The organism is Luteimonas sp. gir, assembly GCF_037198055.1.
GTDB lineage: Bacteria > Pseudomonadota > Gammaproteobacteria > Xanthomonadales > Xanthomonadaceae > Luteimonas > Luteimonas citri_A.
Genome location: NZ_JBBAXQ010000009.1, coordinates 19,522 through 39,854 on the forward strand (window position 1 = coordinate 19,522; position 20,333 = coordinate 39,854).

The window sequence follows — 20,333 nt, forward strand, 5'->3', positions numbered from 1 at the left end:
ATGCCCAAGTCGCCGTCGTCGATGCCGCCCGGTCCCGCGCACTGCGTGCGCGTGCGTGGCGCGCGCGAGCACAACCTCAAGGACGTCGATGTCGACATCCCGCGCGATGCGCTGGTGGTGTTCACCGGTGTGTCGGGCTCGGGCAAGTCGTCGCTGGCCTTCGGCACGCTGTTTGCCGAGGCGCAGCGCCGCTATCTCGATTCGATTTCGCCCTATGCGCGCCGGCTGATCGACCAGGCGGGCGTGCCGCAGGTCGATGCGATCGAGGGCCTGCCACCGGCAGTGGCGCTGCAGCAGGCGCGCGGCACACCGACCGCGCGCTCGTCGGTGGGCAGTCTGACGACGATCTCCAACTCGCTGCGCATGCTGTATTCGCGCGCCGGCGATTACCCGCCGGGGCAATCGATCATCTACGCCGACGGGTTCTCGCCCAACACCCCGGCCGGCGCTTGCCCGACCTGTCACGGGCTGGGCCGCATCTACGACGCGACCGAGGCGTCGATGGTCCCCGATCGCAGCCTGACGATCCGCGAGCGCGCGGTCGCGGCGTGGCCGGGCGCCTGGCACGGCCAGAACCAGCGCGACATCCTGACCACGCTCGGCATCGACGTCGATGTGCCGTGGTCGACGCTGCCGAAGAAGACCCGCGACTGGATCCTGTTCACCGACGAGCAACCGGTGGTGCCGGTCTATGCCGGCTTCAGCCTCGACGAGGTGCAGCGTGCGCTGAAAAAGAAAATGGAGCCCAGCTACATGGGCACCTTCACCAGTGCGCGGCGCCACGTGCTGCACACCTTCGCCAATACCCAGAGCCCGCAGCAGAAGAAGCGCGCGGCGCAATACCTGATCGGCGTCGACTGCCCCGAGTGCCACGGCAAGCGCCTGCGCCGCGAGGCGCTGTCGGTGACGTTTGCCGGGCTGGACATCGCCGCGTTCTCGCAGCGCCCGCTGGATGAACTTGCCGGCCTGCTGGCCCCGGCCGCGGCCGGCAAGACCCATGCCCGTGCGCATCCCGAGCAGGCGCTGGCCGCGCAGCGCATCGCGCAGGACCTGCTGGCGCGCATCGCGGTGCTGCAGGACCTGGGGCTGGGCTATCTGACGCTCGCGCGCAGCACGCCGACGCTGTCGCCGGGCGAATTGCAGCGGCTGCGCCTGGGCACGCAGATCCGCTCGCAGCTGTTCGGTGTGGTCTACGTGATGGACGAGCCCTCGGCCGGCCTGCATCCAGCCGATGCGCAGGCGCTGCTGCGCGCCCTCGACCAGCTCAAGAGCGCCGGCAATTCGTTGTTCGTGGTCGAGCACGAGATTGATGTGATCCGGCATGCCGACTGGATCGTCGATGTCGGGCCGGCCGCGGGCGAGCAGGGCGGCCGGGTGCTCTACAGCGGACCGCCGGCAGGCCTGGCGGACGTCGAGGCCTCGGCGACGCGGCGCTATCTGTTCGCCGGGCACGCGCCCGAGGCCAGCCGCTTGCGCGCGCCGACCGGCTGGTTGCAACTGCGCGGCATCGTGCGCAACAACGTGCGCGGGCTCGATGTCGACCTGCCGCTGGGTGTATTTGCGACTGTCACCGGCGTCAGCGGGTCGGGCAAGTCGTCACTGGTGAGCCAGGCGCTGGTGGAGTTGCTGGGCGCGCACCTGGGCCAGGCCGGCGATGCCGACGAGGCGCCACTCGACCCGCTCGAGCGCGGTGCCGAGACATCGCTCGAGGGCCGGATCGTTGGCGGGCTCGACGTCGTGCGCCGACTGGTGCGGGTGGACCAGAAGCCGATCGGGCGCACGCCGCGCTCGAACCTGGCGACCTATACCGGCCTGTTCGACCATGTGCGCAAGCGCTTCGCCGACACCCCGGCCGCGCGCCGTCGCCGTTTCGATGCCGGGCATTTCTCGTTCAATGTCGCCAAAGGGCGCTGCGCGACCTGCGAGGGCGAGGGCTTCGTCAGTGTGGAACTGCTGTTCATGCCCAGCGTCTACGCGCCGTGCCCGACCTGTCACGGCAGCCGCTTCGATGCGAAGACGCTGGCGATCACGCTGCGCGGCAAGACCATCGCCGACGTACTCGGCATGACCGTCGCCGAGGCGGCGGCGTTCTTCGAGGACGACAGCGCGATCGCACGACCGCTGCAGGTACTGCTCGAAGTCGGCCTGGGCTATCTGCGGCTGGGCCAGCCGGCGACCGAACTGTCCGGCGGCGAGGCCCAGCGGATCAAGCTGGCCAGCGAGTTGCAACGCGCGCAGCGGCGCGGCACGGTCTATGTGCTCGACGAGCCGACGACCGGCCTGCACCCGAGCGATGTCGACACGTTGATGACGCAGTTGCACGGGCTGGTGGACGCGGGCAATACCGTGATCGTCGTCGAGCACGATATGCGCGTGGCGGCTGCCAGCGACTGGATCGTCGATATGGGGCCGGGCGCGGGGGCGGCGGGCGGCCATGTGGTCGTGGCCGGGACGCCGGCGGCCGTCGCCAAGCATCGCAACAGCCGGACCGCGCCGTTCCTGCGCGAGGCGATGGGTGAGGTCGTACGCCGTCAGTCTGACGTGCAGACGCCCGAGCCGCCGCGCAACTAAGGCGAGATCGAGAACGCCACGAACGCGCCGATCTCGCCGGCGTCGGACTGGATACGTTCCACACGCAAGGTGCGGTTGCCGACGGTCAGCGTATCGCCAACGCGCAGTTCGAGGGCCTCGATCTGGTCGGCCGGCGTCCTCGCCAGCGGTTGCAGCTTGGGCCAGCGCCGGACATGGGCGATCTTCGCCTCCGGGGGAGCTACCAGTTCCAGGCGGGTCGATCCGATGTCCAGGCTGCCATGCAGCGGCAGGACCGCGTGCTCGGGTGGCACGGGTGCGATTGCACCTGTGTCGCTCGCCGGCGACAGGGCGATCCAGCCGCCGGGTTCGCCGTGACGGATCTCCGACACCCGCAGGAATCGGCCGCCGGCGGGCAGGATTGCATCTGGCTGCAGGCGGTGGTGCACCGACCAGGCCGGCTCGGCCTCGCTCCAGACATCAAGCAGGGCGCCGCCGCGTCCGTCGGCGCCGACGTAACCGAGCCGTTGGCCCTGCCACGTCGAGGCGGCACCCTGGCGGATCTGGAGGACATCGTCTTGCATGGGAGCCCCGGAAGAAGCAGAAGTGGACGCCGACGACGGCGTAGGAGCCGTGCACCCGGCCGCGATGCCAAGCGCCATCGCACTGGCAAGCAGCGGCCCCGAGCGGACAGACCGGACGTGCGTGTGGTGGCGCGGGAACGATCGCATGGGCCGATGCTACCGCACCGGCCCGCGATCGCGGTTCCGGTATCTGCAGTCGCGACCGGAGAGCAGTATCGACGTGCGCATCGCGCTGGCAAGGTCGCTGAGGCGGAGGATGTCGCCGTTACTCGGTCGCCGCGCTGCTGACCCAGCCGTAGACCTCCTGATAGCCCGAGTACGGCATGACTACGTCGGAACTGCCCCAGGGATTGTCGAGCACGACCACGTCCTCGTTGGCGACGACTGACTCACCGGTCGTGGGATCCACATAGGACGTGCCCGCGGGAATGACCTCGCTGACCGCGTAGGCGTGCCCGCCGGCAATGCCGTAGTGCTCGATCAACGCCTGTTGTTCTTCGGTGATCTCGGGCAGCCAGTTGCCGTCCCCGTCCTTGAAGCTCGGGGTCCAGGCGACGGTCGCCTCGCCATCGGCGAGGCGTCCGCGCATCTGCTCGGCCGAGACCTCGTCCGTGCCGGCGGTCTGCGCTTTCGCACCAAGAATGTGTTCCATCACGTCGGCTGGCATGACCCCGGTTTCGTAGGTGAGGTCGCCGTCCTTGTACTGCTGGGCGTAGGCGGCCTCGATGATGGCCGGCCAGACTTCCTCGCCGTTGGCGCCCACGTCCGCCGGATTCGCCGCGCCGCCGGTGAACAGACCGCTGACGGTCACCTCGACCGGCTTGAAGAAGGCGAAGCCGAGGATCTCGACCTTCTCCTGGAACGTCACTGTGTAAGTGCCATCGCCATTGTCCTGGATCATGTTCTGGATGACCGAGGGGTCGTGCTGGGCGATGGTGTGCAGCGTGGACAGCACCGCGCAGCTGCCGTAGCCGTCCTGCTGGATGTCGTTGGGATCGACGGTGTGCCGGTCGTCTTCGCCGCGGACGAACGGGGTCTGCTCGGGGGTCTCGGCTTTGGGCGAAGACTTGGGGTCGAGCGTCGGCGGCAGAAAGGTGGCCCTGAGGGCGTCGGGGGCGGCAATGTGCATCGTGGACCTCGGCGATCGTCAGCAGGTGGAAGGCTAGCGCGCGCGGCCCGATCGGGGCATTGGGGTGGACCCTAGCCTGGCGGTTGCCCGATCCTGCCTGGCTGTGGCACAAGCATCGACCGGCCGATCGGGCCGCTGCAGCGACGGGGACGATGGCACGACCGGACAAGGGGAGCGCGGGGCGGCTGGCCGCGTGGGGTGTGGCGGCGCTGCTGGCGCTCCCGGCGATCGTGATGGCGGCCGGGCCGGATGCCGACGACTACGCGCGCGCGCTGGCACTGCGCGCGCAGTGGAGCGGCTTGACGCGCAATGTGACCTGGCCGGCGCGCTGGACCGACGACGGGCGCTTCCATTACCGCGCGACGGTCGAGGGCGGCTTCGCGTTCCTGCGCTACGACCTCGCCGGCGGCGGGGCGCGCCGCGCGTTCGACCACGACGCGATCGCGACCGCATTGGGTCGCGCCGACGGCACGCGCCATGATCCGCTGCACCTGCCATTCGACGCGTTCGACTACGAGGCAGGCGGTCGCGCGATCGCGTTCCAGGTCGGCGACGTGCGCTGGGGCTGCACGCTGCAGCCCGCGCACTGCGCGCCGAAGCCAGCGCGCCCGGGCCGTCCGCGCGCATTCGGCGTGGTGCGCGACCTCACAGTGGCCGCCGACACGACACCGCGACCATCGCCCGACGGCCGTTACGAGGCCCAGGTCGAAGGCGACAACGTCGTCGTGCGCCGGGTCGCCGATGGCCAGGTGGTGCTGCGTGGCAGCGGCGGGAGTGCGGCGGCGTTCGACGATCCGCAGACGCTGGCCTGGTCGCCCGATTCGCGCTGGTTGGCGGTCTATCGCGTCGTGCCGGGCGATCGCCGCGAGGTCGTGCGGGTGGAGACCGCGCCGCGCGACCAGCGCCAGCCGCGGGTGCACACCCAGCTCTATCCCAAACCCGGCGACCGGGTCGATATCGAGCGGCCGGTGCTGTTCAATATCGCGCAAGGCCGGCAGTTGGAGATCGACGCCTCGGCGTTCGCCAACCCCTACCGGCTCTCGCCGATCCAGTGGCGTCGCGACAGCGGCAGCTTCGCGTTCGAGGTCGTGCATCGCGGTCACCAGCGCGTGGACGTGATCGCGGTCGACATGCCGCCCGGCGATGGCGCGGCGATTGCCCGGGTCGCGATCGCCGAGCCCAGCGCCACGTTCGTCGACACCTGGCGCGGGTTCCGCCACGAGGTCGACGGGCTGGGCGAGGAGATCGTCTGGGTATCGGAGCGCGACGGCTGGCGTCACCTGTACCTGTTCGACGGCCGCAGTGGTGCGATCCGCCAGCAACTCACCCGCGGCGACTGGGTCGTGCGCGACGTGCTGCGTGTCGACGAGGCCAAGCGCGAGGTCTGGTTCACCGCCAGCGGCATGGACGCCGGGCGCGATCCGTACTTCCGCCAACTGTTCCGCATCAGCCTCGACGGTGGCGACCCGGTGCGCTTGACCGAGGCGGATGCCGACCACGACATCGCACTGTCGCCCGATGGCGCTTATTACGTCGACGTATATTCGCGCGTCGACCTGCCGCCGGTGATGGAACTGCGCCGTGCCGACGGCCACCTGGTCGCGGAGATCGCGCGCGGCGACGTCACAGCGCTGCGTGCGGCCGGTTGGCGACCGCCCGAGCCGTTCGTCGCCAAGGGGCGCGACGGCGTCACCGACATCTGGGGATTGGTGGTGCGCCCGCGCGATTACGATCCGGCGCGGCGCTACCCGGTGATCGAGAACATCTACGCCGGTCCGCACGATGCATTCGTGCCCAAGACGTTCTGGCCGTTCGGCTATCACTCGGGTGGCGACAAGCAGATCGGCATGCAGGCGCTGGCGGATCTGGGCTTCATCGTCGTGCAGATCGACGGCATGGGCACGGCGCACCGCGGCAAGGCCTTCCACGACGTGGCCTGGAAGAACCTGGGCGACTCGGGCTTCCCGGATCGCATTGCCTGGCACCGTGCGCTGGCCGCGGTCGATCCGGCCTACGACATCTCGCGCGTGGGCATCTACGGCGCCTCGGCCGGCGGCCAGAGCACGCTCGGCGCGCTGCTGTTCCATCCCGAGTTCTACAAGGTCGGTGTGGCCTGGAACGGCTGCTACGACAACCGCATGGACAAGATCAGCTGGAACGAGCAGTGGATGGGCTTGCCCGAAGGCGAGGGCGATCACTACGCGCGCGCGTCCGGCGTCGACAATGCGCACCGCCTGCAGGGCGAGTTGCTGCTGATCCTCGGCGAGCAGGACGACAACGTCGACCCGGCTTCGACGATGCAGGTCGCCGATGCGCTGATCCGCGCCGGCAAGGATTTCGAACTGCTCGCCATCCCCGGCGGCGGCCATACCGTCGGCCGCTCCAGCGGGCCGATCGACTACGCCCACCGTCGCCAGGCCGACGTCTTCGTCCGCCATCTGCTCGGTGCCGCACCGCCACGCTGGAACCGCGCCGCGACCGCCACCCCATGAATCCGTTGTCCAGGAGTTGCCCGATGTCCATGCCACTGCGTCGTCGTACGACGCTGTCCGTTCTCGCCCTGTCGCTCTCGCTCGCGATCGGCGCCGCCCTGCCTGCGCTGGCGCAGGACGCGCCTCCCGCGCCGTTGGCCGCACCGGCGAACGCCGCAGAAGCCGCCCTGCGCGCGCTCTACACGCAGGAGTGGGCGTGGCGGCAGCGCGAGTTCGTGCGCGAGAAGGTCGACGGGCGCTGGCAATCGGGCGACCGCCTGCCGTCGGTGACCCCCGAGGCCTGGACGCGCCGCGCCGACTACTGGACACAGACACTGGCCGCGCTCGATGCCATCGACGTCGCTGCGCTCGGCGGCGAGGAGCGCATCAATGCCGCGGTGTTCCGCGCCACGCTCGAGGCCAATGTCGCCAACGCGCAGTGGCGCACCTACGAGGCGCCGTTCAACAGCGACAGCTTCTTCTGGGGCGGCATAAATCCGCGCCAGCCGTTCCAGACCGAGGCCGACTGGCGCCGGTTCATCGGCCGGCTGTCGGACGTGCCGCGGTACTTCGACGAGCAGATCGCCAACATGGAGCGCGGCCTGGCGCGGGGCTGGAGCGTGCCGCGGGCGACGCTTGAAGGCCGCGACAACACGCTCGACCCCTACGTGCAGACGGGCGAGGGCAATCCCTTGCTGGCGACCTTCGAGCGCATTCCCGCGACCATCCCCGAACCGGCGCGCACGCAGCTGCGCGAGGAAGGCCGGCGCGTGGTGCTGGAACGTGCGATCCCGGCGTACAGCAAGCTGCTGGATTTCATCCGCGGCGAGTACCTGCCGCGCACGCGCACCACGATCGCCGCCAGCGACCTGCCTGACGGCCGTGCGTTCTATCGCGCGCAGATCCGCGAGTACGTGACCCGCGACATGGACCCGCGGCAGATCCACGACCTGGGCCTGGCCGAGGTTGCGCGCATCACCGCCGAGATGGAGCAGGTCAAGCAGCGCGCCGGTTTCAGCGGGACCTTGGCGCAGTTCATCGAGTTCCTGCGCACCGACCCGCAGTTCTATGCGACCACGCCGCGCGGGCTGTTGGCCGAGGCGTCACTGATCGCCAAGAAGATCGACGGTCAGCTGCAATACGTCGTCGGCACGCTGCCGCGCTACCGCTTCACGATCCTGCCAGTGGCCGACGACATCGCGCCGATCTACACCTCCGGTCGCGGCGGGCTGGAGGCGTGTTTCTTCAATACCTACGACCTGCCGTCGCGGCCGCTGTACAACCTGCCGGCGCTGGTGCTGCACGAGTGCGCGCCGGGCCACAGCTTCCAGGCCGCGCTCGCGCTCGAGGCGCCGGCACGCCCGGATTTCCGCCAGCAAACCTACTTCTCCGGCTACGGCGAGGGCTGGGGGCTGTACACCGAGTGGCTGGGCACGCGCATGGGCCTGTACGAGACGCCGTACGAAGAGTTCGGGCGGCTCACGTTCGAGATGTGGCGCGCGGCGCGGCTGGTGATCGACACCGGCCTGCACGAGTACGGCTGGACGCGTGAGCAGGCGATCGACTACCTCGCCAGCCACACCGCGCTCGCCAAGCACGATGTCGTGACCGAGGTCGACCGCTACATCTCCTGGCCGGGCCAGGCGCTGTCGTACTACATCGGTTACAAGACCATCCTCGACCTGCGCGCCGAGGCCGAGCGCGAACTCGGGCCGGCCTTCGACCAGCGCCCATTCCACGACACGATCCTGAATCTGGGCTCGGTGCCGCTGCCGGTGCTCGAGACGGAGGTGCGCCGCTTCATCGCGGAAGAGAAGGCGAAGCCGGCCGCGCAAGGCTGACCGACGGCGCAGGCGCGCGCACCGCCGGTGCGCGGTCTCACGGTTTGAGACGTCGCCGCGGCAGGCTGTGCGCATGTCCCGACGCACCGGCAGCGCCGATCTTCCCCTGCATGGCGGGCGCGTGCCCGCGTGGCTGGGCCAGCGCATGACCCGGCTGGGGGCGGTGCTGTGCGAGGCCATCGTGCTCGAGTACGGGCGTGCCGAGCTGCTGCGCCGGCTGGCGCATCCGTTCTGGTTCCAGGCCTTCGGCGCGGTGATGGGCATGGACTGGCATTCGTCGGGCATCACCACCAGCGTGGTCGGCGCGCTCAAGCGCGGGCTGGCGCCGTTGTCGGGCGAACTCGGCCTGCATGTCTGCGGCGGGCGCGGGCGGCACTCGCGGGCGACCCCCGACGAGCTGCTGGCGGTCGGGGCGCGCACCGGGCTCGATGGCACGGCGCTGGCACGCACCAGCCGGCTGGTCGCCAAGGTCGACAGCGCGGCGGTGCAGGACGGCTTCGATCTCTATCTGCACGGCTTCATCGTCGCCGACGACGGCCAGTGGGTCGTGATCCAGCAGGGCATGCATGGCGGGCGAGGGCAGGCGCGTCGCTACCACTGGCTGTCCGAGGGCCTGGAGAGCTTCGTCGATGCGCCGCATGCGGCGATCGACGGGCCGGGGCAGGGGCGGATCGTCAATCTCGCCGATCGGCGCGCGGCCGCCTCGCGCGCATCGCAGGTCGCACTGCTGCAGGAGATGGCGCCTGCGCAACTGGTGCAGGAATTCGGGCAGTTGGAACGGGCGGCGGGTGCGGCGCCGGCACGTGTTCGGCCTGCGACATCGACGCAGCCGACGCCGGGCGCGACCGGCGATCTGTTCGCGCCCATCGGTGGTGACGCGGCCCCGCTGCAGCCGCACCTGAGTCTGCCCGATCATCACGACGTACGCAGTGGCGATGTCGTGCTGCGGCGGCTGCATGGCGCGCTGGCCGCGGCCGCCGAGTGTGGGCCGCGCGATTTCACCGAGCTGCTGCAGGTGCCTGGGGTGGGCGCGCGGACAGTGCGTGCGCTCGCGCTGGTGGCCGAGGTCGTGCACGGCACGCCGTGCCGGTTCAGTGATCCGGCGCGGTTCTCGCTGGCGCACGGGGGCAAGGACCGACACCCGTATCCGGTGCCGACGAAGGTGCTGGACCACACGATCGAGGTGATGCGCACCGCAGTGACGCGCGCCAAGCTCGGCAACGACGACCGGTTGGCGGCGATCCGTCGGCTCGATGCGCAATCGCGCGCGCTGGAGGCGACCGCGGGCGGTCCGTCATTGGCGGCCTTCCTGGCCCAGGAGCGCGCCGCCTCGCACACTTACGGCGGACGCAGCGTGTTCGGCTGGGAGCCGCCCGTTGATGACGCAGGCGTGTCGCGCGCGGGTTGAGGTGTTCGCGAGGCGTCTGCCCCCGCCCCAGCCCTGCACCCGTAAAGAGCGCAATGCCCCGCACGCGGGCAGGGTGAGGCATCGGCAGGGGTGTTCGCCCCCACCCCAGCCCTCCCCCGCATGCGGGGGAGGGAGCGTTATTCGGCGATTGGGGGCACTACCTTGCGGGGAGCGTTGCCTCGTAGGGCGAGCAGCGCTTTGCGGTAGGGTCACCTCCTCCGCGTTGCGGGGGAGGTCGGCGCGCATTGCGCGCCGGGTGGGGGCACGGCTCCGCGCAGGATCCTCAAGGCACCGCGTAGCCCGCCTCGCGCAACAGGCGGGCGGTCTCGATCAGCGGCAGGCCGATCAGCGCGGTCGGGTCGTCGCTGGTGATCGCCTCGAACAGGGCGATGCCCAGACCTTCGCATTTGAAGCTGCCGGCGCAGTCGAAGGGCTGTTCGGCGTCGACGTAGCGCTCGATCGTCGCCCGGTCGAGGGTGCGGAAGCGCACCTGTGTGCGATCGAGGGCCTGGCGTGCCGGCTCGCCATTGCGGACCAGGGCGACCGCGGTATGGAACACCACGGTGCGGCCGGCCATCGCCGACAACTGGACGATGGCGCCGTTGCGGTCGCCGGGCTTGCCCAGCGGCGCGCCATCGAGCGCGGCGACCTGGTCGGAGCCGATGACCCAGGCGTCCGGTGCATGGGTCGCCACGTCGACCGCCTTGGCCAGCGCCAGGCGTGTCGCCAGCGCCTGCGCGTCCTCGCCCGGGGCTGGCGTCTCGGACACCTCGGGGCGCCGGCATTCGAAGGGCAGGCGCAGGCGGGCGAGCAGGTCGCGGCGGTAGGGGGAGGTGGAACCGAGAATCAGGGGCGCGGGCATCGTGGGTCCTGTGCAGCAGGGGGCAGGGCGGGTGGAGCGGAGAGGCGCGGCGTGCGCCGTCATCATCGCCTGAATGGGTGGGCGATCGCGAAGTGGCCGCTCGCGCCGCTACAATACCGACCCATCGGCCGGCGCCCGCAGTGCGATCGGCCCGTGTCGAACGATAACGGCAGCATCGCCGGGCGGTCGAAGACGATTCCGGGGCGATGGCGTATTTGACAGGCTCTCGGCACGTCTTTAACATTCAGCGGCTTATGTCCGCGCAAATGCCCGAGTTGGTCGATGCTTGGCGTCTGGTCGCGGCCGGAAGCCGTCTGGAAGCCAAGGTTCCGTTGTCGTCGATGTCGCGTCTGCGCGACGTCCTGGCCGATACCGAGGCCGACGATGTCGTCTGTTCGATCGAGTTCGGTCGCGACGCGCTGCAGATCCCGTATGCGGAACTGCGGATCGACGCGATGCTGCCGCTGATGTGTCAGCGCAGCCTGCAGCGGTTCGTGTTGCCGGTCGGCACGGTGCAGCGGTTGGGCCTGATCCGCGACGAGGCGGACGAGGCCGGGCTGCTTCCGGACTACGAAGCGCTGCTGGTCCCCGAGGACGGCATGTTGTCGCCGGCCACGCTGGTCGAGGACGAGCTGATTCTCGCGGTGCCGCTGATTCCGGCGGCCCCGGGGTCGGAAACGGTCGAGCGCGATTGGCCGGTGTCGACCGAAGAAGAAACACGCGTCAATCCGTTCGCGGCATTGGCGGATCTCAAGAAAGAACGAAACAACTGAACCTGTTGCTGGAGCAATTCCCATGGCTGTGCAGAAATCCCGAGTGACCCCGTCCCGCCGTGGCCAGCGCCGCGCGCACGACAAGCTGAGCGCCAAGCTGCTGTCGACCGATCCGACGACCGGCGAGACCCATATCCGCCACCACGTCACGGCCGATGGCTACTACCGCGGCAAGCAGGTGATCCAGCCCAAGACGCGGATCGTCGAGGAAGACTGAGGTCTTCTCCGGGTCCGTCGCGTCGCGGCGGACCCTTCGGCGTGTATCAAGCGTTTTGAGTATCACGCTTTCCAGGCGACGCGCCGCGTTGCGGCATAGCGCCGGTCGCTTTCGCGAATTCGCGGACGCTCCGGTCGCCGCCGTCCTTTCCAAGACGTTCATGAGGCGAGGGCAGTCCGCACGATGAGCAGCGAACGCATCTATTCCCGCATCGCAGGCACCGGCAGTTATCTGCCCGAGAAGGTGCTGACCAACGACGACCTGTCGAAGATTGTCGACACCAGCGATGAGTGGATCGCATCCCGCACCGGCATTCGCGAGCGTCACATCGCGGCCGAAGGCGAGACCACCAGCGATCTGGCCTTCCACGCCGCCACCCGCGCGATGGAGGCGGCCGGTGTCTCGGCCAGCGAGCTCGACCTGATCATCGTCGGCACCACCACGCCCGACATCATCTTCCCGTCCACCGCGTGCCTGCTGCAGGCGCGGCTGGGCGCGGGCGGCTGCGGCGCGTTCGACGTCAACGCGGCCTGTTCTGGCTTCCTGTTCGCGATGTCGGTCGCCGACAAGTTCATCAAGTCCGGCGATGCGAAGACCGTGCTCGTGGTCGGCGCCGAGACGCTCACCCGCATGGTCGACTGGACCGAACGCACCACCTGCGTGCTGTTCGGCGACGGTGCCGGTGCGGTGGTGCTCAAGGCCGATCGCGAGACCGGCATCCTCAGCACCCATCTGCATGCCGATGGCGCGAAGAAGGAACTGTTGTGGAATCCGGTCGGCGTGTCGGCCGGATTCAAGCCCGACGAGCCCAATGCCGGCGTGCGCATCCGCATGGCCGGCAGCGAAGTGTTCAAGTACGCGGTCAAGGCGCTCGACTCGGTGGTCGACGAGACGCTGCACGCCAACGGTCTGGATCGCCACGACATCGACTGGCTGATCCCGCATCAGGCCAACCTGCGCATCATCGAAGCCACCGCCAAGCGGCTGGATATGCCGATGGATCGGGTGGTCGTGACGGTGGACCGGCACGGCAACACCTCGTCGGGATCGGTGCCGCTGGCGCTGGACGAGGCGGTGCGGTCGGGCCGCGTCGAGCGCGGCCAGTTGCTGCTGCTGGAAGCCTTCGGCGGCGGATTCACTTGGGGTTCGGCGCTGCTGCGCTACTGAATGCCGATCGTGGCGCGCGCGTGACCGGTCCGGCCCCGCGCGGACCGGCTGCGATCGCACGGAGGACGCCGCCATGGGCGTGCAATCGATCGTCATCGCCGGGCGCGAGGCCTGGCTCAAGGCCTATGAGGCTGGAGACAGCCGCAAGCTGACCCTTGGTCTGCTCGACGCCGTCGTCCGCAAGCTGGAGATCGATGCGCTGCGCCCGCCGCCGCATCCCGGCGGCGAGGAAGCCAAGGCCATCGAGGCGCGCCGTCTGGCCGAGCTCGAGGCCCTGGGCATCCGTGTGCCGCGGGTGCTCGGGGAAGGCGAGTCGACCCTGCTGCTCAGCGACATCGGCACCACGCTGTCCGCACGCCTGCGTGCGGCCGATGGCGACGCGGCCACGATCGATGCGCTGACCCGGCAGGTGATCGCCGCGATCTCCGATGCGCATGCACGCGGCGCCTATTTCGGGCAGATGGTCCCGCGCAACATCACCATCGACGACGCTGGCCGCGTGGGCTTCATCGACTTCGAGGAAGATCCGCTCGAGGTGATGTCGCTGCCGCAGGCGCAGGCGCGCGACTGGCTGCTGTTCGCCTTCGGCATCGCCAAGTACTACGACGGACGCACCGACGCGCTGGCCGATCTGCTTGCCCCGGCGCTGCGCGATGGGCCCGGTGAGGTCGCGTGGCATGCGGGCCAGGTCGGGCGCCTGCAGGGGCTGGCGCGGCGCATGCAGTGGCTGGGGCGCTCGGCGCGGCATATCGCCCATTCGATCCTGGTGGTGCATGCCGCGACGTTGCTGCCGCTGCTGGTGCTGGCCTTCGTGCTGTGGGACTGGATCGATGATGGTGAGATCGATCTGCTGCAGATGCTGTTCTGAACCTGCGTGACTGGCCGCTGCGCTGCTGCGCTGAGGGCGTGACCGCGCGCACGCGTCGTCGCCCTGCATACGCCTGAGTACAGACAATGTCGTACCCGGGCCCTTATCATCGCCCCGGTTTTTTCCGCTGGAAGATCGTGTGACCGCATCGCAACTCGCATTCGTGTTTCCCGGGCAGGGCTCGCAGTCGCTGGGCATGCTCGGCGAACTGGCCGCGCAGCACCCGATCGTGATCGACACGTTCGCGGAAGCTTCCGACGGTGCCGGCGTGGACCTGTGGGCGCTGGCCCAGCAGGGGCCGGAAGCTGAGTTGGGCCGCACCGAGTTCACCCAGCCGGCGCTGTTGGCCGCTGGAGTCGCGGTGTGGCGCGCGTGGCAGCAGCGCGGCGGTGCCCGCCCGGCGGTGCTCGCCGGCCACAGCCTGGGCGAGTACACCGCGCTGGTCGCGGCCGATGCGCTGTCGCTGGCCGACGGCGCGCGCCTGGTGCGTCTGCGCGGGCAGCTGATGCAGGACGCCGCGCCCGCCGGGACCGGTGCGATGGCCGCGGTCATCGGCGCCGAGGATGCGATGGTCGAGGCCCTGTGCCGCGAGGTGTCGGCCGACACCTCGGTGGTGGTACCGGCCAACTTCAATTCCCCCGGTCAAGTCGTGATCGGCGGGCATGCCGACGCCGTCGACCGGGCGATCGCGTTGCTGGGCGAGCGTGGCGTACGCAAGGTGGTGAAGCTCGCGGTCAGCGTGCCCTCGCATACCCCACTGATGCGCGAGGCCGCCGACCGGCTGGCCGACGCGATGGGCGAGATGACCTGGCAAGCGCCTGCGCTGCCGGTGGTGCAGAACGTCGATGCGGCCGTGCACGACGAGGTCGGAGCGATCCGCGACGCGCTGGTGCGCCAGCTCTACTTGCCGGTGCAGTGGACGCGTTGCGTCGAGGCCCTGGCCGCGCGCGGCACCACCCGTATCGCCGAGTGCGGGCCGGGCAAGGTGCTGGCGGGCCTGGTCAAGCGCATCGACAAGTCGATCGAGGCGCGCGCGCTGGGTCTGCCGGCCGATTTCGACGCCGCCCTGGCCGATTGGGCCGCCTGATTCCCGGGCGGCGGATCGGCCGGTCGGCGCGGATCGCGGGCAGGGCGGACGGGGATCGCACCGTCCGCCGTGACTTCGATCGACCTTGACCCCGCTGTAGATCCGTCGCACCCGACGTCTTTTTTTGGAGCATTCCATGAGCACACCGCTTTCGGGCGAGATCGCCCTCGTCACCGGCGCCAGCCGCGGCATCGGTGCCGCGATTGCCGACACCCTGGCCGCGCAGGGCGCGACCGTGATCGGGACAGCGACCAGCGAGGCCGGCGCTGCGAAGATCGGCGAGCGTCTGGCCGCGCATGGCGGCCATGGCCGCGTGCTGGACGTGGCGCAGGCCGGCGCGATCGAGGCGCTGGTCGAGTCGATCGCCGCCGAGTTCGGTGCGATCTCGATCCTCGTCAACAACGCCGGCATCACCCGCGACAATCTGCTGATGCGCATGAAGGACGAGGACTGGCAGGCCATCCTCGACACCAACCTGACCAGCGTCTACCGCAGCTCCAAGGCAGTGATGCGCGGCATGATGAAGGCGCGCCGCGGCCGCATCGTCAACATCGCCTCGGTGATCGGCGTGACCGGCAACGCCGGCCAGGCCAACTACGCCGCGGCCAAGGCCGGGATCATCGCCTTCAGCAAGTCGCTGGCCAAGGAGATCGGCTCGCGTGGGGTCACAGTCAACGTGGTTGCCCCCGGCTTCATCGCCACCGACATGACCCGCGACCTGCCCGAGGCCTCCAAGGCCGCACTGACCGAGCAGATCGCGCTCGGCCGTCTTGGCGAGCCGAACGACATCGCGCAGGCGGTGGCGTTCCTGGCCAGCCCGGCCGCCGCCTACATCACCGGTGAAACCCTGCACGTCAACGGCGGCATGTACATGCCCTGAGACGGCCGTCACCGTCCTCCCGATTTCGAGGGCAAGTCGTTGAATGGCAAGGGCTTCGATGGTGGTGCGCCCGCTGCCCGGCTTTCCCTTACACTATCCACCGCAAATCGCCTCCCCGGAGCAGAAGACCTATGAGCAACATCGAAGAGCGCGTCAAGAAAATCGTGATCGAGCAGCTGGGCGTCAAGGAAGACGAGGTCAGCAACAACGCCTCGTTCGTCGACGACCTGGGCGCCGACTCGCTGGATACCGTCGAGCTGGTGATGGCGCTGGAAGAAGAGTTCGAGTGCGAGATCCCGGACGAAGAAGCCGAGAAGATCACCTCGGTGCAGCAGGCGATCGACTACATCAAGGCACACGCCAAGGGCTGATGCCCGCGTCCTGCGTCGCGCCGCCCCGCGGTGCGCGCAGGTGCCGACCGGTCCGCCGGTCGGCTGCCCGATCCGAATCTGTCACGAGGCCGCACTGCGGCCTCGTGCGTATCGGCGGCCGCGATCTGCGCCGCATCCACGTCAGGAGTTCACCATGGCCAAGCGCCGCGTCGTCATCACGGGCATCGGCATTCTCTCGCCGCTGGGCAACGACCTGGCTTCGAGTTGGGACGGTATCGTCAACGGACGCTCGGGCATCGGCCCGATCACGCATTTCGACGCCTCCAACTTCGCCACGCGCATCGCCGGCGAGGTCAAGGGCTTCGATGCCGGACAGTGGATCGGGCCCAAAGACATCAAGAAGATGGACCCCTTCGTGCACTACGGCGTGGCCGGCGGCCTGATGGCGATCGCCGATGCCGGGCTTGAGATCCGCGAGGCGGACGCCGAGCGCATCGGTGTGGCGATCGGCGCGGGCATCGGTGGCCTGAAGGGCATCGAAGAGACCGCGATCAAGTACCACGAGGGTGGCCCGCGCAAGATCTCGCCGTTCTACGTGCCCAGCACGATCATCAACATGATTTCCGGCCAGGTCTCGATCATGACCGGCGCCAAGGGGCCGAACATCGCCGCGGTCACCGCGTGCACGACGGCCACCCACAACATCGGCCTGGCGATGCGCATGATCCAGTACGGCGATGCCGACGTGATGATCGCCGGCGGTGCCGAGTTCGCGACCACGCCCACCTCGGTCGGCGGCTTCTGCTCGATGAAGGCGCTGTCCACCCGCAACGACGACCCGACCGCGGCTTCGCGGCCGTGGGACCGCGACCGCGACGGCTTCGTCATGGGCGACGGCGCCGGCATCCTGGTGCTCGAAGAGTACGAGCGCGCCAAGGCGCGCGGCGCACGCATCTACGCCGAGGTCGCCGGTTTCGGCATGAGCGGCGACGCCTACCACATGACCGCGCCCAGCGAGAACGGCGAGGGCGGCGCACGCTGCATGCGCGCGGCGATCGCCGACGCCGGCATCGACGCCTCGCAGATCGGTTACATCAACGCGCACGGCACCTCGACGCCGGCCGGCGACCTGGCCGAGACGATGGGCATCAAGAGCGTGCTTGGCGACCAGGCCGGCAAGGTGATGGTCAGCTCGACCAAGTCGATGACCGGCCACCTGCTCGGCGCAGCCGGCGGCGTGGAAGCGGTGTTCTCGGCAATGGCGCTGCACGCCGGCATCATTCCGCCGACCATCAACCTCGACCATCCGGGCGAGGGCTGCGACCTCGACTATGTCCCGCACACCGCGCGGCAGGTGCAGGTCGAGTACGCGATGTCGAACTCGTTCGGCTTCGGCGGCACCAACGGCTCGCTGGTGTTCCGCAAGGTCTGACGCCTCCGGTATCCAGAGGACGACAAGGCCCGCGCAAGCGGGCCTTGTCGTTGATGGCATTCAAGAACCCGTTGCGCGCGCGATCAAAGAGCGCCTCCGTAGGCCGGTGCGGCGCACGATCCAGGCCCTCCCGCGTGCGGCGAGGCGGTGCGATTGCGGCCTCCCGCGTGCGGCGAGGCGGCGCGATCGAAGCCCTCCCCCGCGTGCGGGGGAGGGTTGGGTGGGGGCGCAGTGCAGCGGACACCCGCATCGCGCGCAGGAGCAGCCCCCACCCGGCGCCTGCGGCGCCGACCTCCCCCGCAAGCGGGGGAGGTGAACGACAAAGCCTTCCCTCGCATGCGGAGAGGCGCGCGATCAAAGCCCTCCCGCGTGCGGCGAGGCGAGCGATCAAAGCCCTCCCCCGCGTGCGGGGGAGGTGAACGAAAAAGCCTTCCCCCGCGTGCGGGGGAGGTGCGCGATATGGCGTTCTCCCACAGGCGGGACGGCGCGCTTTCGTCAGCCGCGCTTCCAGCGCACGCCCTGGGGGGTGTCCTCGAGCACGATGCGTTCGGCGGCCAGTTGGTCGCGAATCGCGTCGGCGCGGGCGAAGTCGCGCGCGGCCTTGGCGGCGACGCGTTCGTCGATCAGGGCCTGGATGCGGGCGTCGTCGTCGTCGCTGGCGCCGCGGCCGAACCAGTCGGCCGGCGCCTGTTGCAGCAGGCCCAGGGCCAGACCGGCGCCGAGCAGTGCGGCTTTTTGGGTGGCGCGGGCCTCGAGCGTCTCGGCGCGCCGGGCCTCGCCGGCGATGCGCGCCAGTTCGGCCAAGGCGGCCGGCGTGTTGAGGTCCTCGTCGAGGGCCCGCTCGATGCTGTCGGGGATCGCCGGCGCGGCCTCGATCTCCTGCAGGTCGCGCAAGGTGCCGTAGAGCCGGTCGAGGGTGCGCACCGATTGCTCGATCAACGCGTCCGACCAGTCCAGCGGCTGGCGGTAGTGCGCCGACAGCAGCGCATAGCGCAGCGCCTCGGGCGGGTGGGCGCGGACGAGGTCGTGTACGCGCTCGATGTTGCCCAACGACTTGGACATCTTGCTGCCGGCGAAGGTCAGCATGCCGTTGTGCAGCCACACGCGCGCGAACGGCGCGCCGCCGTGGGCGCACTCGCTCTGCGCGATCTCGTTCTCGTGGTGCGGAAACTGCAGGTCGACGCCGCCAGCGTGGATGTCGATCGTCGTGCCCAGGTGCGCGGCGGCCATCGCCGAGCATTCGATATGCCAGCCGGGGCGGCCGCGGCCCCACGGCGAGTCCCAGCCGGGCAGGGCGTCGGTCGAGGGCTTCCACAGCACGAAGTCGCCTGGGCCGCGCTTGTAGGGGGCGACCTCGATGCGGGCCCCGGCGAGCATGTCGTCGGGGTCGCGGCGCGAGAGCTTGCCGTAGCCGGCGAAGGTGTCGACCGCGAACAGCACGTGGCCTTCGGCGGCGTAGGCGTGACCGGCGGCGATCAGCGATTCGATCATCGCGACGATGCCGTCGATGTGCGCGGTCGCGGCCGGTTCGATGTCCGGCGGGGCAACGCCGAGCGCGGCCATGTCCTCGCGGTAGGCAGCGACGAAGCGGTCGGTGATCGCCGAGATCGGCACGCCCTGGGCGGCTGCGGCGGCGTTGATCTTGTCGTCGACGTCGGTGATGTTGCGCGCATAGCGCAGCGCGCCGTGCCGGCGGCGCAGCAGGTCGGCCAGTACGCCGAACACCACCGGGCCGCGGGCGTTGCCGATGTGGACGTAGTTGTAGACGGTGGGGCCGCAGACGTACATCGTCGGGCACGCGGGGTCGAGTGGGGCGAAGGGCTCCACTTGACGACTCAGGCTGTTGTACAGATGCAGGGACATTGCGTGCTCGCCGGATAACCGCTCGATTCTAGCGGCGGGGCGCTGTCGGCGACAGGTCGCACATGGCCTTGGCATGTCGCCAAGCCGGCCGGGTCACGACAGCGAGGATTCAGCCCCGGTCGTCGGGGGGCGCCTACACTGGTTTGGTGCCCACGCTCGCCCGTCGAATCCGCCGTTCGTCCATGCCGGTGCCCGTCCTGGCCCTGCTGGCCGTTGCCGCGCCCGGGGCAGCGTTCGCACAATCGCCGGCCGCATCGGCGCCGACGGCGCAGCAGCAGATCGAGAACGCACGTATCGAGTACGCCCAGGTGCTGCGCGCCGAGCCGGTGTACCAGACGTTGCGCGCCACCAGCATGGTCGAGCGCTGCGAGGCGACCACGCCGGTGACGGCCGAGTCGCAACGCCGCGGCTTTGCGCGGGTGGTGGGGGCGGTCAAGGACGTGCTGCGTTCGGATGATGACAAGGTCGAAGAGGTCGACCGTTCGGCCGGCGGCGACTGCCGCATGGTGCCGGTCGAGCGCGAGTTCCGCAGGCCGATCGCCTATGACGTCGACTACGTCCACAAGGGGGTCAAGTACCGCTCCCGGCTGCCGTACGATCCCGGCAACCGGCTGCGGGTGCGGGTCGCGGTGACCCCGGTCATCGAGCCGCGTTGAGCGTGCGGCCGGCCCCTGTTGCAGCGCAGCGCGGCGCATGCGAGGATGCGCGCCCATGACCGCATGCCGCGCCGACGCCGACATCCTGACCTCCGCCCGTATGGCGTCGGGCATGACCTCGCGCGCGCGTCGACCGCAAGCCCACATCCTCCCGGGCTAGACGGAACCTGCCTGCGCGTTGGCGCAGACTCCGACCAAACCCGGCCCATGCCGGGTTTTTTCGTTTCCGCACCG

17 protein-coding genes are annotated in these 20,333 nt (G+C 69.7%); 13 read left to right on the forward strand and 4 right to left on the reverse strand.

Translation table 11 applies throughout. From position 1 onward, the window contains the following. The first annotated feature begins 21 nt into the window (after positions 1-21). Positions 22-2,571: an excinuclease ABC subunit UvrA gene (locus WAF18_RS12050; RefSeq protein WP_337245416.1), complete on the forward strand. Its 2,550-nt coding sequence runs from the start codon at positions 22-24 to the stop codon at positions 2,569-2,571. Here WAF18_RS12050 and WAF18_RS12055 read toward each other — a convergent pair. Continuing rightward, positions 2,568-3,113: a hypothetical protein gene (locus tag WAF18_RS12055; protein ID WP_337245310.1), complete on the reverse strand. Its 546-nt coding sequence runs from the start codon at positions 3,111-3,113 to the stop codon at positions 2,568-2,570. The genes WAF18_RS12050 and WAF18_RS12055 overlap by 4 nt on opposite strands. A gap of 265 nt (positions 3,114-3,378) precedes the next feature. After that, a complete protein-coding gene (locus WAF18_RS12060) occupies positions 3,379-4,242 on the reverse strand; it encodes a C2 family cysteine protease (protein ID WP_337245311.1) in 864 nt (287 codons plus the stop codon). A gap of 233 nt (positions 4,243-4,475) precedes the next feature. Here WAF18_RS12060 and WAF18_RS12065 point away from each other — a divergent pair, with 233 nt between their 5' ends. The 3 genes from WAF18_RS12065 to WAF18_RS12075 all read left to right on the forward strand — a co-directional run bounded on the left by WAF18_RS12065 (position 4,476) and on the right by WAF18_RS12075 (position 9,962). Next, the gene (locus WAF18_RS12065) at positions 4,476-6,734 is read left to right on the forward strand and encodes a DPP IV N-terminal domain-containing protein (protein ID WP_337245417.1); all 2,259 of its coding nucleotides are present in this window, start codon (positions 4,476-4,478) and stop codon (positions 6,732-6,734) included. Positions 6,735-6,757: 23 nt separating this feature from the next. Continuing rightward, complete coding sequence (locus WAF18_RS12070) at positions 6,758-8,554, forward strand: DUF885 family protein (RefSeq protein WP_337245312.1); 1,797 nt, start codon at positions 6,758-6,760, stop codon at positions 8,552-8,554. A gap of 73 nt (positions 8,555-8,627) precedes the next feature. Further along, on the forward strand, positions 8,628-9,962 hold the full coding sequence (locus WAF18_RS12075) for a DUF763 domain-containing protein (protein WP_337245313.1): 1,335 nt from the start codon (positions 8,628-8,630) through the stop codon (positions 9,960-9,962). 283 nt (positions 9,963-10,245) lie between these two features. Here WAF18_RS12075 and WAF18_RS12080 read toward each other — a convergent pair whose 3' ends face one another. Beyond that, positions 10,246-10,824 (reverse strand): nucleoside triphosphate pyrophosphatase, encoded by a 579-nt coding sequence (locus tag WAF18_RS12080; RefSeq protein ID WP_337245314.1) that lies wholly within the window; start codon positions 10,822-10,824, stop codon positions 10,246-10,248. 254 nt (positions 10,825-11,078) lie between these two features. Here WAF18_RS12080 and WAF18_RS12085 point away from each other — a divergent pair, with 254 nt between their 5' ends. The 8 genes from WAF18_RS12085 to fabF all read left to right on the forward strand — a co-directional run bounded on the left by WAF18_RS12085 (position 11,079) and on the right by fabF (position 17,580). Beyond that, positions 11,079-11,597: a YceD family protein gene (locus WAF18_RS12085; RefSeq protein WP_183425631.1), complete on the forward strand. Its 519-nt coding sequence runs from the start codon at positions 11,079-11,081 to the stop codon at positions 11,595-11,597. A gap of 22 nt (positions 11,598-11,619) precedes the next feature. After that, the gene (gene rpmF / locus WAF18_RS12090; RefSeq protein WP_183425630.1) at positions 11,620-11,814 is read left to right on the forward strand and encodes a 50S ribosomal protein L32; all 195 of its coding nucleotides are present in this window, start codon (positions 11,620-11,622) and stop codon (positions 11,812-11,814) included. 183 nt (positions 11,815-11,997) lie between these two features. Further along, positions 11,998-12,981: a beta-ketoacyl-ACP synthase III gene (locus WAF18_RS12095; RefSeq protein ID WP_337245315.1), complete on the forward strand. Its 984-nt coding sequence runs from the start codon at positions 11,998-12,000 to the stop codon at positions 12,979-12,981. 73 nt (positions 12,982-13,054) lie between these two features. Further along, complete coding sequence (locus tag WAF18_RS12100) at positions 13,055-13,849, forward strand: serine/threonine protein phosphatase (RefSeq protein WP_337245316.1); 795 nt, start codon at positions 13,055-13,057, stop codon at positions 13,847-13,849. Positions 13,850-13,988: 139 nt separating this feature from the next. After that, positions 13,989-14,936: an ACP S-malonyltransferase gene (gene fabD, locus WAF18_RS12105; RefSeq protein WP_337245317.1), complete on the forward strand. Its 948-nt coding sequence runs from the start codon at positions 13,989-13,991 to the stop codon at positions 14,934-14,936. Positions 14,937-15,072: 136 nt separating this feature from the next. Then, the gene (gene fabG / locus WAF18_RS12110; protein WP_183425626.1) at positions 15,073-15,816 is read left to right on the forward strand and encodes a 3-oxoacyl-ACP reductase FabG; all 744 of its coding nucleotides are present in this window, start codon (positions 15,073-15,075) and stop codon (positions 15,814-15,816) included. Positions 15,817-15,947: 131 nt separating this feature from the next. Next, the gene (gene acpP / locus WAF18_RS12115; RefSeq protein ID WP_047137282.1) at positions 15,948-16,187 is read left to right on the forward strand and encodes an acyl carrier protein; all 240 of its coding nucleotides are present in this window, start codon (positions 15,948-15,950) and stop codon (positions 16,185-16,187) included. Positions 16,188-16,341: 154 nt separating this feature from the next. Next, a complete protein-coding gene (gene fabF / locus WAF18_RS12120; RefSeq protein WP_183425625.1) occupies positions 16,342-17,580 on the forward strand; it encodes a beta-ketoacyl-ACP synthase II in 1,239 nt (412 codons plus the stop codon). A gap of 495 nt (positions 17,581-18,075) precedes the next feature. Here the strand turns inward: fabF and cysS are convergent, their stop codons facing one another. Next, complete coding sequence (gene cysS / locus WAF18_RS12125) at positions 18,076-19,443, reverse strand: cysteine--tRNA ligase (protein WP_337245318.1); 1,368 nt, start codon at positions 19,441-19,443, stop codon at positions 18,076-18,078. Between the two features lie 182 nt (positions 19,444-19,625). Between cysS and WAF18_RS12130 the strand changes: the two genes are divergently transcribed. After that, the gene (locus WAF18_RS12130; protein ID WP_337245319.1) at positions 19,626-20,099 is read left to right on the forward strand and encodes a hypothetical protein; all 474 of its coding nucleotides are present in this window, start codon (positions 19,626-19,628) and stop codon (positions 20,097-20,099) included. Positions 20,100-20,333 lie beyond the last annotated feature (234 nt).